The organism is Citrobacter sp. wls708, assembly GCF_005281255.1.
GTDB lineage: Bacteria > Pseudomonadota > Gammaproteobacteria > Enterobacterales > Enterobacteriaceae > Citrobacter > Citrobacter werkmanii.
In genome coordinates this window covers 233102-246686 of sequence record NZ_SZXE01000015.1, presented here as the reverse complement: position 1 = coordinate 246686, position 13585 = coordinate 233102, and the positions used below count along the sequence as shown (strand labels likewise).

General features: G+C 52.6%; 14 protein-coding genes, 2 tRNA genes and 1 pseudogene. 11 read left to right on the top strand and 6 right to left on the bottom strand.

All coding sequences use genetic code 11. The features are described from left to right. The first annotated feature begins 2 nt into the window (after window positions 1-2). From FDW97_RS06465 to ldtA, 8 genes are all read left to right on the top strand, one after another. Window positions 3-284, top strand: coding sequence for an energy-coupling factor ABC transporter substrate-binding protein (locus FDW97_RS06465; protein ID WP_038641640.1), 282 nt, complete (start codon window positions 3-5; stop codon window positions 282-284). Beyond that, complete coding sequence (locus tag FDW97_RS06460) at window positions 271-948, top strand: energy-coupling factor ABC transporter transmembrane protein (RefSeq protein ID WP_016156861.1); 678 nt, start codon at window positions 271-273, stop codon at window positions 946-948. Before FDW97_RS06465 ends, FDW97_RS06460 begins: the two co-directional genes overlap by 14 nt. Before the next feature lie 8 nt (window positions 949-956). Then, window positions 957-1772, top strand: coding sequence for an energy-coupling factor ABC transporter ATP-binding protein (locus FDW97_RS06455; RefSeq protein WP_038641638.1), 816 nt, complete (start codon window positions 957-959; stop codon window positions 1770-1772). Beyond that, complete coding sequence (locus FDW97_RS06450) at window positions 1769-3289, top strand: cobyric acid synthase (protein ID WP_137350788.1); 1521 nt, start codon at window positions 1769-1771, stop codon at window positions 3287-3289. The genes FDW97_RS06455 and FDW97_RS06450 overlap by 4 nt, the downstream gene beginning before the upstream one ends. After that, window positions 3286-3831: a bifunctional adenosylcobinamide kinase/adenosylcobinamide-phosphate guanylyltransferase gene (cobU, locus tag FDW97_RS06445; protein ID WP_069323548.1), complete on the top strand. Its 546-nt coding sequence runs from the start codon at window positions 3286-3288 to the stop codon at window positions 3829-3831. The genes FDW97_RS06450 and cobU overlap by 4 nt, the downstream gene beginning before the upstream one ends. Then, window positions 3828-4571, top strand: a complete 744-nt coding sequence (gene cobS / locus FDW97_RS06440; protein WP_137350787.1) for an adenosylcobinamide-GDP ribazoletransferase — start codon at window positions 3828-3830, stop codon at window positions 4569-4571. Before cobU ends, cobS begins: the two co-directional genes overlap by 4 nt. Before the next feature lie 24 nt (window positions 4572-4595). Beyond that, on the top strand, window positions 4596-5660 hold the full coding sequence (gene cobT, locus FDW97_RS06435; protein WP_137350786.1) for a nicotinate-nucleotide--dimethylbenzimidazole phosphoribosyltransferase: 1065 nt from the start codon (window positions 4596-4598) through the stop codon (window positions 5658-5660). Window positions 5661-5786: 126 nt separating this feature from the next. Further along, window positions 5787-6716 (top strand): L,D-transpeptidase, encoded by a 930-nt coding sequence (ldtA, locus tag FDW97_RS06430; protein ID WP_087856005.1) that lies wholly within the window; start codon window positions 5787-5789, stop codon window positions 6714-6716. Window positions 6717-6740: 24 nt separating this feature from the next. On the opposite strand, the gene FDW97_RS06425 is transcribed toward ldtA, so the two are convergent. From FDW97_RS06425 to mtfA, 5 genes are all read right to left on the bottom strand, one after another. Next, window positions 6741-7424, bottom strand: a complete 684-nt coding sequence (locus FDW97_RS06425; protein WP_085047986.1) for an ABC transporter ATP-binding protein — start codon at window positions 7422-7424, stop codon at window positions 6741-6743. 10 nt (window positions 7425-7434) lie between these two features. Beyond that, on the bottom strand, window positions 7435-9123 hold the full coding sequence (locus FDW97_RS06420; protein WP_137350785.1) for an iron ABC transporter permease: 1689 nt from the start codon (window positions 9121-9123) through the stop codon (window positions 7435-7437). Continuing rightward, the gene (locus FDW97_RS06415; RefSeq protein WP_137350784.1) at window positions 9107-10144 is read right to left on the bottom strand and encodes an extracellular solute-binding protein; all 1038 of its coding nucleotides are present in this window, start codon (window positions 10142-10144) and stop codon (window positions 9107-9109) included. Before FDW97_RS06415 ends, FDW97_RS06420 begins: the two co-directional genes overlap by 17 nt. A gap of 262 nt (window positions 10145-10406) precedes the next feature. Next, window positions 10407-10482 (bottom strand) — tRNA-Asn (locus tag FDW97_RS06410). 99 nt (window positions 10483-10581) lie between these two features. After that, the gene (gene mtfA, locus FDW97_RS06405; protein WP_038641617.1) at window positions 10582-11379 is read right to left on the bottom strand and encodes a DgsA anti-repressor MtfA; all 798 of its coding nucleotides are present in this window, start codon (window positions 11377-11379) and stop codon (window positions 10582-10584) included. Between the two features lie 93 nt (window positions 11380-11472). On the opposite strand from mtfA, the gene FDW97_RS06400 reads away from it, so the two are divergent. After that, window positions 11473-11562, top strand: a tRNA-Ser gene (locus FDW97_RS06400). A 123-nt stretch (window positions 11563-11685) separates the two neighbouring features. Here FDW97_RS06400 and FDW97_RS23620 read toward each other — a convergent pair. After that, window positions 11686-11793: pseudogene (locus FDW97_RS23620) on the bottom strand (integrase); the annotation flags it as partial. 176 nt (window positions 11794-11969) lie between these two features. On the opposite strand from FDW97_RS23620, the gene FDW97_RS06390 reads away from it, so the two are divergent. Both FDW97_RS06390 and FDW97_RS06385 read left to right on the top strand, forming a co-directional pair. Further along, window positions 11970-12659, top strand: a complete 690-nt coding sequence (locus tag FDW97_RS06390; protein WP_087856006.1) for a YafY family protein — start codon at window positions 11970-11972, stop codon at window positions 12657-12659. A 70-nt stretch (window positions 12660-12729) separates the two neighbouring features. After that, the gene (locus FDW97_RS06385; protein ID WP_137350783.1) at window positions 12730-13476 is read left to right on the top strand and encodes an SDR family NAD(P)-dependent oxidoreductase; all 747 of its coding nucleotides are present in this window, start codon (window positions 12730-12732) and stop codon (window positions 13474-13476) included. The last annotated feature ends 109 nt before the right edge of the window (window positions 13477-13585 follow it).

Genomic DNA, 13585 nt, shown 5'->3' with positions numbered 1-13585 from the left:
CGATGAAAAAGACGCTGATTTTGTTATGCATGGTGGTGGCGCTGGTGATCCTGCCGTTCTTTATCAACCACGGTGGAGAGTACGGTGGTTCAGATGGTGAGGCGGAAAGCCAGATTCAGGCTATCGCCCCGCATTATGAGCCGTGGTTCCAGCCGTTGTACGAACCGGCAAGTGGCGAAATTGAAAGCCTGCTGTTTACGCTCCAGGGGTCGCTGGGCGCAGCCGTAATTTTCTACATTCTGGGTTACACCAAGGGCAGACAACGCCGTGATGACCGGGCTTGACAGGCTTAGCTATCAAAGCCGCTGGTTTCATGTCTCGCCGGTGCGGAAATTTTTGCTTTGGCTGATGATGATGATTCTGGCGTTTACCCTGCCCCCGTTGGGGCAGGGTATCGAGCTGTTACTGATTGCCGCGCTGAGCTGCTGGCTGCTGCGCATTTCCTTCTGGCGCTGGTGCCGCTGGATGGCATTGCCGTTTGGTTTTCTGACGGTTGGTGTTGTGACCATCCTGTTTAGTTTTAGCCGCGATCCGCAAACCCTGCTGGCCAGTATCCCCGTAGGAAGCTATTGGTTAGGCGTGAGCGCGCCAGGCCTGGTCACTGCCAATGAAACCTTCTGGCGCAGCCTTGCGGCGCTGGCGGCAACCTTCTGGTTAGTGCTGAATCTGCCGTTTCCGCAGTTGATTATTTTACTCAAACGCGCACACGTTCCTCGCCTGCTGACTGAACAGATCCTGCTGACCTGGCGGTTTATTTTTATCCTGTTAGACGAGGCGCTGGCTATTCATCGCGCGCAAACGCTGCGTTTTGGTTATCGTAGCTTGCCGTTGGGCTACCGCTCGCTGGCGATGCTGGTGGGATTGTTATTTACCCGTGTGTTGATCCGCTACCAGCAAATGACCACCACACTGGATATCAAACTGTATCAAGGTGATTTTCACCTGTAAGGAAAAGTATGCTTGCCACTTCAGCGCTTTGGTTTCGCTATCAGGATGACCCGATCCTCAAAGGGCTAACGCTGGACTTTTCTACGCATGCCGTCACCGGGCTGGTAGGGGCCAATGGCTGCGGGAAATCCACGCTGTTTATGAATCTGAGCGGGTTATTGCGACCGCAGCAAGGCGCGGTGATGTGGCAGGGCAAACCGCTGGATTACAGCAAGCGCGGCCTGCTGGCGCTGCGCCAGCAGGTGGCAACCGTATTTCAGGATCCCGATCAGCAAATCTTTTATACCGATATCGACAGCGATATTGCGTTCAGTCTGCGCAACCTCGGGGTGGATGAAGCTGAAATCTCACGTCGGGTGGAAGATGCGCTCACGCTGGTTGATGCCCAGCATTTTCGCCATCAGCCTATTCAGTGTTTAAGCCACGGGCAAAAAAAACGCGTGGCGATTGCCGGTGCGCTGGTGTTGCAGGCGCAATATCTGCTACTGGATGAACCTACTGCAGGCCTTGACCCATCAGGCCGCACGCAGATGATTGAGATAATCAAACGCATCGTAGCGCAAGGAAACCACGTGGTTATCTCCAGCCATGATATCGATCTTATCTATGAGGTCAGCGATGCAGTTTACGTTTTACGCCGGGGCGAAGTGCTGACGCACGGCACGCCGGGTGAGGTTTTCGCCCGGACGGATCTTATTGAACAAGCTGGATTGACTCAGCCCTGGCTGGTGAAGCTGCATACTGAGCTGGGTTTCCCGCTGTGTAAAACAGAGGCTGAATTTTTTAGTCGTATGCGAGAGAACGCACTGAAGGAGGCGTCATGACGCAGGCAATAATGTTGCAGGGAACGGCATCTGATGTGGGTAAAAGCGTGTTGGTCGCCGGGCTGTGTCGAATTTTTTACCAGGACGGACTGCGTACCGCGCCGTTCAAATCGCAGAATATGGCGCTGAACTCGGGCATTACGCCAGAGGGTAAAGAGATGGGCCGCGCGCAAATTTTTCAGGCTGAGGCGGCCGGCATTACGCCGGATGTGCGTATGAATCCGGTGCTGCTTAAGCCGACCAGCGATCGTAAAGCGCAGGTTGTGCTGATGGGCAAAGTGGCGACCGATATGGATGCGGTGAGTTACCACGAGTATAAGCCGCGCCTGCGGGAGCAGATCCTGTCAGTATATAACAGTCTGGCGCAGGAGTTCGATGTGCTGGTGCTGGAAGGCGCGGGAAGCCCCGCTGAGATTAACCTGCGCGATCGCGATATCGTCAATATGGGCATGGCTGAGATGGCGCAATGCCCGGTCGTTCTGGTGGCCGATATCGATCGCGGCGGCGTGTTTGCCTCTATTTACGGCACGCTGGCGCTACTGCATGACCATGAACGGGCCAGGGTAAAAGGGGTGATCATCAATAAGTTTCGCGGTGATGTGGCGTTGCTGTACTCCGGTATCGAGCAAATTGAAGCGCTGACCGGCGTTCCGGTGCTGGGCGTCATGCCATGGCTGGATGTTGATCTGGAAGATGAAGACGGCGTGGCGCTGCAAAAGGGCAAGTATCTGCGTACTGACAAACGCGACATCGACATTGCCGTTGTTCAACTCCCGCACATTTCTAATTTTACTGATTTCAATGCGCTTGCTGCTCAGCCGGATGTGCGCGTGCGCTATGTTCGCCAGCCTGAAGAACTGGCGGGGGCCGATCTGGTGATTCTGCCAGGCAGCAAAAACACGCTGGGCGATCTGGTGTGGCTGCGTGAAAGCGGAATGGCGCATGGCGTCGTGCAATTGCATCGTAATAACGTTCCGGTGGTGGGGATTTGCGGTGGTTACCAAATGCTCGGCGATACCATCATTGATGAGGTGGAATCAGGGCTCGGTACGCTGCCGGGTCTGGGCTTGCTTAATACGGTGACCCATTTTGCCCAGCATAAAACCACGACCCTGGTTGAGGGGAAAATGTCTTCTTCGCTGCCCGACTGGCTGGCGGGCGCGGCAAACTTATCCGTTCGCGGTTATGAAATCCATATGGGCGAAACGGCATTATCCGCAGCATGCCATTCGGTGATGACGCTGCGCAAAGAAGGCAGACATGTGGCTGACGGCGCGGTAACACCGGATGGCCTGGCGTTCGGCACCTATCTTCACGGTCTGTTCGACAGCGATGAATTTACCCGTGCATTGGTGAATGGCCTGCGCGTACGCAAAGGATTAGCACCGCTGGATTCCACCTTCCATTACGCGCAATATAAATCGCAGCAGTTTGATCTGCTGGCGGATGCGATGCGGCAACACATCGATATTGAGAAAATTTATACCATCATGAAGCAACACCGGGAGCCCGTATGATGATTCTGGTTACGGGCGGCGCACGAAGCGGCAAGAGTCGGCATGCGGAAGCGCTAATCGCTGATTCCCCAAACGTTCTGTATATCGCGACTTCGCAGATTTTTGATGAGGAGATGGCGGCGCGAATTCAGCACCATCGCGATGGACGCCCTGCGCACTGGCGTACTGCCGAGCGCTGGCAACATCTCGATGAACTGATTACGGCAACAAACGATCCTCAGGAAGCCATTTTGCTGGAGTGCATCACCACCATGGTGACCAATCTGCTGTTCGCTCTGGGCGGTGACAGCGACCCGGATAGCTGGGATTACGCGGCGATGGAGCAGTCCATCGAGGATGAGATCCGTTTGCTGATTGCTGCCTGTCACCGTTGCCCGGCAACGGTGGTCCTGGTGACTAACGAAGTCGGAATGGGGATTGTTCCGGAGAACCGTCTGGCCCGGCATTTTCGCGATATTGCCGGACGCGTGAACCAGAGACTGGCGACGGCAGCTGATGAGGTGTGGCTGGTGGTATCAGGAATTGGAGTCAAAATTAAATGAGTAAGTTGTTCTGGGCAATGCTTTCTTTTATCAGCCGCTTGCCCGTTCCTGCTCGCTGGTCGCAAGGACTGGATTTCGAGCACTATTCGCGCGGTATCGTGATGTTTCCCCTGATAGGCGTGGTGCTGGGCGGGCTGACGGGGCTGGTCTTTATGGCGCTGCAGCCCTGGTGTGGTACTCCACTGGCAGCCTTATTTGCCGTATTGACGCTGGCGTTGTTGACCGGCGGTTTTCATCTGGACGGTCTGGCGGATACCTGTGACGGTATTTTTTCTGCCCGTCGACGCGAACGGATGCTGGAAATCATGCGCGACAGTCGCCTGGGAACCCATGGCGGGCTGGCGTTAATTTTCGTTTTGCTGGCCAAAGTGCTGGTGGTGAGCGAACTGGCTTTACGTGGCACGCCAATGCTGGCGGCGCTGGCTGCGGCATGTGTCGCCGGGCGGGGTAGCGCTGTTTTGCTGATGTATCGACATCGCTACGCCCGCGAAGAAGGGCTGGGCAATGTCTTTATCGGCAAAGTTACCGGGCGTCAAACCTGCGTCACACTGGGGTTGGCGGCAATCCTGGCCGCTGTGCTGCTTCCGGGCATGCGCGGCATAGCAGCGATGGCTGTCACGATGGTGGCGATTTTCATTCTTGGGCAGTTATTAAAACGTACGTTGGGTGGGCAAACCGGCGATACGTTGGGCGCAGCCATTGAACTTGGCGAGTTGATATTCTTGCTGGCTCTGCTTTGAGTCAGCCAACATACTGGAACCCTTATGCAGACTTTAACCTCTTTACTCCACACGATCCCTTCACCTGACAGTGCCGCGATGCTGCGTGCTCAGCAGCATATTGATGGCTTACTAAAGCCGCCGGGAAGTCTTGGTCGGCTCGAATCTCTTGCCGTGCAACTGGCTGGTATGCCTGGCCTGAAAGGTGTGCCGCATGTGAAGGACAAAGCGATGCTGGTGATGTGCGCCGATCATGGCGTCTGGGATGAAGGGGTTGCCGTTTCGCCTAAAGTGGTCACGGCTATTCAGGCCGCCAATATGACGCGTGGGACGACCGGCGTTTGCGTTCTGGCCGCTCAGGCTGGGGCAAAGGTGCATGTCATTGACGTGGGAATTGACGCGGAGCTTATCCCCGGCGTGGTGAATATGCGCGTCGCGCGCGGCTGCGGCAATATTGCCCAGGGCCCGGCAATGAGCCGTTCGCAGGCAGAGGAACTGCTGCTGGAAGTTATCCGCTATACCCATGAACTGGCGAAAGAGGGCGTAACGCTGTTTGGCGTGGGTGAACTCGGTATGGCAAATACCACGCCCGCGGCGGCTATCGTCAGCGTGCTGACCGGCAGCGATGCCGAAGATGTGGTGGGCATCGGCGCTAACCTGCCGCTTTCCAGAGTAGGTAATAAAGTAGAGGTTGTGCGGCGAGCCATTGCCGTCAATCAACCGGATCGCAATGACGGTATCGATGTACTGGCAAAAGTGGGCGGATTTGATCTGGTTGGCATGGCGGGTGTGATGCTGGGCGCGGCCTCCTGTGGGCTGCCGGTCGTGCTGGATGGTTTTCTTTCATACTCTGCTGCGCTGGCGGCCTGCCAGATCGCACCGCAGATTAAACCCTATCTGATCCCGTCACATTTCTCTGCTGAGAAGGGGGCACGCACCGCGTTGGCGCATCTGGAGCTGGATCCGTATCTGAATATGGGGATGCGTTTAGGTGAAGGCAGCGGGGCCGCGCTGGCGATGCCAATTATTGAGGCAGCCTGCGCGATGTACCACAACATGGGGCAGTTAGCCGCCAGCAACATTGTGCTACCGGATGGTAAAGAAGCATAGTTACGTGCCCCCTGAACCTCGCCGCATGGCGAGGTTTATTTTTGCGCATTGAATTCGTAACCCACTAAAACAGATAATAAAAGCTATAATTACCGGATATCTGCTGCGGCAACGGAAAGGAAAAAGATGCGTCGTGTAAAACTGCTTTGTTCACTCATCATGCTGCTTGCGAGTCAGGTAGCACTCGCGGTGAGTTATCCGCTGCCGCCAGAAGGTAGTCGTCTGGTAGGTAGCCCGCTGACGATTACGGTCCCGCCCGGAAACACCCAGCCGCTGGAGGCCTTTGCCGCGCAGTACGGGCAGGGGTTGAGCAATATGCTCGAGGCTAATCCCGGCGTAGACGTTTTTCTGCCTAAGTCTGGCTCAACGCTGGTGGTGCCGCAGCAACTGATCTTGCCGGATACCGTGCGTGAAGGCATTGTTATCAACGTCGCCGAAATGCGTCTTTATTACTATCCTCCGGGCACAAACACGGTTGAAGTTTTGCCGATTGGCATAGGACAGGCGGGGAGAGAAACGCCGCGTAATTGGGTGACGGCGGTCGAGCGTAAGCAGGAAGCGCCGAGCTGGACGCCGACGCCGAATACCCGACGGGAATATGCTGCTCGCGGGGAAACCTTACCGGCGTTTGTGCCTGCCGGACCAGATAACCCGATGGGCCTGTATGCGATTTATATCGGCAGGCTTTATGCCATTCACGGCACTAACGCTAACTTTGGTATTGGTCTGCGGGTGAGCCAGGGCTGCATCCGTTTGCGTAATGACGATATTAAGTACTTATTTGACACGGTGCCGGTTGGGACGCGTGTGCAACTGATTGACCGCCCGGTGAAATACAGCGAGGAACCAGACGGCAGCCGCTGGGTAGAAGTGCATGAGCCGCTGTCACGAAATCGTTCTGAGTACGAGTCTGACAGAAAGGTTCCCTTGCCGATCACTCCCGCTTTGCGCACATTTATCAGCGGGAGTGGCGTGGATGTGAGCCGCGGGAATCAGGCCCTGGAAAGACGCTCCGGTATGCCGGTGAACATCAGCCAGGTTCAGCAGCATTTTTAATATTAAAGCGGCCCAGGTTTATCGTCAGATAAGGTGGGGCGCTTTTTTAATTTGATACTGCCCCATTTTTACCACGCCGATATGGTCTGCCATTAGCTGCGCTTCGTGTTCGCTGTGGGTAACCAGCAGTGCCGTTTGCCCGGCAGCGCGCAAAATATCCCGTACCTCGTTGCCAAGACGCTCGCGCGTGCGCTTATCAAGGCTGGAAAAGGGTTCATCCAGCAACAGAATTTCCGGATGCGGTGCCAGCGCACGCGCGAGCGCGATGCGCTGCTGTTGACCGCCGGAAAGTTCATGGGGATAGCGGTTGGCATGGCTATGTAATTCCACCATTTTTAACAGCTCCGCCACCCTGGCCTGCTGTTCTTCACGCGGCATACGGCGTAATCCAAAGGCGACATTTTGTTGCGCGGTCAGATGCGGAAATAACGCATATTCCTGAAAAACCATGCCGACATGACGCTTTTCAGGCGGGAGATGAACACCGGGAGCGGCAACACGATGCTGAGACACATAGATCTCTCCGCTTCGCAGTCGTTCAAACCCCGCAACGGCGCGTAGAACCGTGGTTTTCCCGCAGCCTGAAGCCCCTAACAGACAGGCGATTTCCCCTTTGCGTACCGACATTGAAAATCCATTCAGTACCGATTGCTGGCTGTTGCCATAGGCAACGTGCACATCCTGGAGGCGTAATGCAATTTCTGACATTGTTACTCTCTTAACCCCGGCGAGTCATTTGGTGACGCACCAATAAAATAACCGGTAGCGTGCCAGCTAAAACAATCATTAGCGCGGCGATTGCACCTTCTTCATAAGTTCCACGAGCGGCTTCCGCATACAGCAATGTTGCCAGCGTTTCGAAGTTAACCGGACGCAAAAGTAATGTTGTGGGTAGCTCTTTCATCGCGTCGGCAAAAACCAGCAGGGCGCTGCTTACCAGCGCCGGGCGCAGTAGAGGGAAATGAACCCGTGCAAACGTGCCCGCGCCATTCTCGCCCAACAGCCGGGAAGCCTGCTCCAGCGAAGGTGGAATGCGTCCCAGACCGGAATCCAGCGCGCCGATGGCAATCGCCTGGAAACGCATGGCGCAACAAATGACCAGCAGGATCCCGGCTGACATCAGCGGCAGGCCACGCACATCCAGCAAGTCAGCCAGCCAACGGTCAACCGCCATGGCCGGCGTTAAAAAACCAATCGCCAGGATTGTGCCGGGAACCGCGTAGCCTAAAGAGGCCAGACGCATCACGCCACGGCGAAACCCCGGCATCGCGTTGTCTGCAGCGCTATGGCGTGCGCTCCAGGCTACCAACATACTGACGCAAACCACCACCAGCGTGGTTCCCGCCGCGAGCAAGAGCGTATTTTGTAATGCTGACAGTAACGAGGGGGAAAGGAGGTTGTCATTGCCGATACGTTTGGCGCTTTCCCACATTAAAAACAGCACCGGGGCCAGAAAACCCAGCACAACCGGCAGCGAAATAACGGCACCAAGCAGCCAGCCGCGCCAACCCTGCACGCGCGTGGGTTGAATTTCCCGCAGACTGCGGCTGCTGAACCCCTGTTTTCTGCGGCCATAAAATTCCAGCGTCAGAATAAAGAAGATAAACATCAGCATCATGCAGGCGATTTGCGCCGCTGAAGATAAATCGGAGCGCGAGATCCACGTGGTGTACACGGTAACAGTTAACGTCTGTACCCCAAGGAGTTCCGACGCGCCGATGTCGTTAAGCGTTTCCAGCAATGCCAGACTGATGCCAACGGCCAGGGCCGGACGTGCCATGGGGAGGGCAACACGAAAAAAAGTTCCGGTCGCGCTGCATCCCAGCGTACGTGCGGCTTCCAGTAAATGAGCCGGCTGGCTGATAAACATGGCACGGGTGGTCAGGTACACGTAAGGATAAAGTACTAAGCCGAGCAGAATTATTGCACCGGAAAGAGAGCGTAAATCTGGCAGGCGGAACTGTCGTGGGCTGTCAAAGCCCAGTAAGAAACGAATAAAGGTTTGCAGGGGACCAATCGGATGCAGCAGATCGAGCCAGGCAAAGGCGACGATGTAGGTCGGCATCGCCAGCGGCAACAGTAGCGCCCAACTGAGAATTTTGCGTCCAGGAAAATCCCATGCCGTCACCGCCCATGCGCTACCTACGCCAATGACGCCGACCATCACGGCGACACCCGCTAACAACAGTACGGTATTTTTTAACGCGGCAGGCAACACCCACGTCAGGAGATTATCCCAGTGAGATAAATCGGCCTGGGTAGCCTGCCAGATCAGCGCAATGACGGGGGTCAGGACGCCAAGCGCCACGCACAGCGCGCCAAGATGCAACGGCGTTAATAATGACTGCGGCCCGGAAACCAGGCCGCGTAACGCTGGAAACTGCAAAGGTTTATTGATCGAATCCAACTTTATCTACCAGCAGGCTAGCTTGTTTACGATACTTCACGATTTCAGTTAACGGTGTCTTATCGACATCAATTTCACCGATGGTGGCGCTGATAACCGGATCAAGCGTTACGCCTTTCAGTACCGGATATTCAAAGTTCGCTTTCGCATACTGCTGCTGGGCAGGCGCGGAAACCAGATACTCCATCAGCTTAACGGCATCGGCTTTATTTGGCGCATAGCGGGCAACGGCAGCGCCGCTGATATTGACGTGCGTGCCGCCATTCTCAAAGGTTGGCTTTACGACTTTGATGGCATCGCCCCATTGGCGAGCATCGCTGCCTTCTTTGGCATTTTTCATATGGCCGACGTAATAGGAGTTAGCCAGACCGATATCACAAATTCCACCGAGGATATCGCGGGCAACGTCGCGGTCGCCGCCGGTGGCTTTACGGGCCAGGTTAGCCTTCACGCCGCGCAGCCAGTCTTCGGTTTTAGCTTCACCGTGATGGGCAATCATCGCAGCGATCAGCGCCGTGTTATACGGATGCTGCCCGGAGCGGATACAGACTTTACCTTTATACTCCGGGCTGGCGAGTTGTTCGTAATGCCAGTTATCGATTGGCAGTGACTTCTCGGCATACAGTACACGGGCACGCATAGAAAGCGCAAACCACTGATTATCCGCACCGCGCAGGTTAGCAGGAATGGCGGTTTTCAACGCTTCTGACTCTACCGGTTGGGTCACACCCGCTTCCACGAGATCGAGGAGATTGCCTGCATCAACGGTCATCAGCAGGTCGGCAGGGGAATTTTTTCCTTCTGCTTTGACACGCTCAAGCATGCCATCCTTGATATAAACCGTACTGACTTTGATGCCGCTGGTTTTTGTCCAGCTATCAAGTAAAGGCTGAATCAGGCCCGGTTCACGGGTGGTGTAAAGCGTTAATGTTTCCTGGGCGAAAGCCGGCAGGCTAACAGCGAAGACCAGGGCAGAGGCAAGCGTGATACGGCGCAGTCCGGTGCGAGGCAGAGCATTCATCGTTTATATCCCAGAGTAATTGGAACGTACAGTGAACCGAGCAGGGCTCGTTCTTTTGGCTCGCGTACAATAAATGATAATCACTAGCAGTTACAATAATTGCAAAGTTTAAACGATTTACATTTACATAACTTTAATCAATGGTGTGATGCGACATGAAATAGGGGCGGTACAACAGGCAGAACGCTTATGCAGGATGCTTTTATGTAAGCCTGAAAAGCAAAAAGCCCGCCCAAGTTTCCTTAAGCAGGCTTCTTAAATTTGGCTCCTCTGACTGGACTCGAACCAGTGACATACGGATTAACAGTCCGCCGTTCTACCGACTGAACTACAGAGGAATCGTGTGAACGAGGCGCATATTACTGACCTCACCCTGAGGTGTCAACAGTAAAATTAGCGCGTCATTTCAATTGGTTAATTAATCTTCAAATTCAGTGTTAATGCACATTTGATGAGCGATAATGGTCATCTTCGGGGTTATCACGTAACCGTTGCATTGGGTTTTGGCGGTAAAACAGGATGAAACGCTGCCATAAAGCCGGGAATCGTGGAGCAAATAATTCAGGTGCGCTGAAAAAATACTCGGATAATACGGCAAAGCATTCGGCCGGATCGGTTGCAGCGTAGGCATCTATACTGCATGCGGTTTCCCCTACCAGATCGATTTCATCCTGAATATTGTTCATTGCGGCATGCAGGTCGTGCTCCCAGCCGGCAATGTCTCGCAGAGGAATCGCCGGAATTCCGCTGGCGCGATCGCCATTACGCATATCCAGCTTATGCGCGACTTCATGAATGATCAGATTAAAGCCTGAGGCATCAAAGGAATCCTGAATATCAAGCCAGTTGAGAATTATCGGACCTTGCTGCCAGCTCTGCCCGGACTGAACGACACGTTGATTGTGTACCAGACCAATTTCGTCTTCCCATTCGTCGTCGACAACAAATGGGGCAGGGTAGATGAGAACTTCATGAAACCCATCGAGCCACTCGATCCCCAATTCCAGAACAGGTAAACAGAAGAGCAGAGCAATGCGCGCACTTTTTAGCGGGTCTAGCTCAAACCCCTGAAGTGCTACCAATCTTTTTTGCTGTAAAAAACGCTCGGCCAGGGCGATTAGTCTGGCTTGTTCTTGCTCGGTGAGATTCACCAGAAGCGGAATAGCCAGGGCGTTATCCCAGGGCCAGTCGTCATTTCGGGCTGTTTCTTGCTCTTTCCAGGGCCACTTAATCATCGTTTTGCTCGCAAACTCGTCACTTGAACGAAATTGACGGAACTGGGTCTGTTAAAATGCCAAATTACCTGGCATCATGGCAACCATCAAAACGGAGAGATGCCAGAGCGGCTGAATGGACCGGTCTCGAAAACCGGAGTAGGGGCAACTCTACCGGGGGTTCAAATCCCCCTCTCTCCGCCACTATTCAAACACTTAGCTCAATTCCTTTCAACGACTCATGTCACACTTGGTATAGTGTCGGTATATTCGCTTAGTATAAAGCTCGCCATCATCATCTTCTGATTTGCCCAATACTGGAAGATCCTATGTGGGAGAAATTCTCAGTTTTCTGTCATAAACCACAACTTGGCTTTCAGTTTTGTGACCTGAGAAGAGTTGTTTGTCCTTACTCGAGACTTCGTAATCTGAAAGTTGGCGTAGCCGGAACGCCATCAAGTCTGGCCGTCTTCTTTGAGCTGTAAGTTCAATGGGGCATCCTTAATCAATGTGGGCAGTTCAACTTAAGTGTGTACGCTAACTTTGGATTAAGATGCTTATCCAACAGATGATTTAAGATAGCCTCTCAGGCTTAAGATGGATTTATCAACATGACCAGAACAGAAAGGCTTCTCGAATTACTACAGATATTAAGGGCGCAAAGATATCCAATCACTGCATCCACTCTCTCTGAAAGATTGGGAATAAGTGTGCGCTCCATTTACAGAGATATAAAAACGCTACAGCATCAAGGCGTGTGCATTGAGGGGGGTGCTGGAATTGGTTATATCGTTAAGTCTGATTTCCATTTACCACCCTTAAATCTTTCCCATGAAGAAATTAATGCTATTACACTTGGTTTAAATTGGGTATCACATAATACGGATTATGACTTCAAAAATATCGCAAGGACTGCACTTGCCAAAATACACGCTGTCATTCCCGGTGAATTACAAAACCTTATTGAGAGTCAGTCCTATCTGATTGGTCCTTCAGAAAACAATGAGATCTTTTTTGCAGGTATCCGCAATGCTATTAAAAAGCGACACAGAATAAAAATAAAGTATTGTGACAAGAAAGATACTTACTCTTCTCGGGTTATATGGCCTATCGGATTGGTATATATGGAGTCGTGCTGGCTTTTGGTTGCATGGTGTGAGATGAGAAATGATTTTCGTCATTTTAGAACTGACAAAATTGAAGAGATGATACAACTGGATTCCCTATATAGTGAAAGCAGGACAGTTTTATTGAAAAAATGGAGAATAAAAGAAGGAATTTGCGAGGAGAAAGAGTACTGACAAAAACTGTCATAGCTAATTTGTATACTAACCCTGATGAAAGACTCAATTCTACTTCATAGGGGGAGTTATGAATTTCCAGAATAAAGTTGCTGTCATAACAGGAAGTACTGCAGGTATAGGTGAGGCAGTCGCCGAGCAATTACACAAACATGGCGCGAAGGTTGTTATTGTATCCCGCTCGTCAGAGCAGGCTAAACAAAAAGCGAAACGATTATCTTCACTGGGACAACAAGCGTTGGGGATCGGATGTGATGTGTCACTGCCTGAACAAGTACGGCAAATGATAGATGAGGTTATCAAATATTTCGGCAGACTCGATTATGCCGTAAATAACGCAGGCTTAACGGGTGAACATGGTAAAAACATAACAGAGCAGACAGTTGAAAACTGGGATAAGGTTATTGCCACCTCATTGAGCGGTGTTTTTTACTGCCTAAAATATGAAATACCGGAGATGATGAAATTTGGTGGCTCTATAGTTAATTTATCTGCAGTCAATGGTCTGGTTGGCATTCCTGGATTAGCGCCTTACACCGTGGCTAAACATGGTATAATCGGTTTAACCCAAACCGCTGCGCTAGAGTTTGCAAGTCAAGGCATTCGGATTAATGCTGTCGCTCCCGGCTATGTCCAAACCCCACGAATGAGTGAATTCCCTGAAAATATCGTACGTAGTTTTGCAAACAGTCACCCCATGAAAAGGATGGCAAAAATGCAAGAAATAGCAGACTTTATATTGTTTTTGCTGTCAGATAATTCAGCGTTCTGCACTGGAGGGGTTTATCCAATCGATGGTGGTTATTTAGCCGAGTAAAATACCCCACAGGACCTGGTAAACACTAAGAATTGCCTTGCCAAAGTGGTAGTCTCACTGGGAGCGTTAGAATATAATTAACGCTTCCGTTGCAGCGCAAGTGATAACA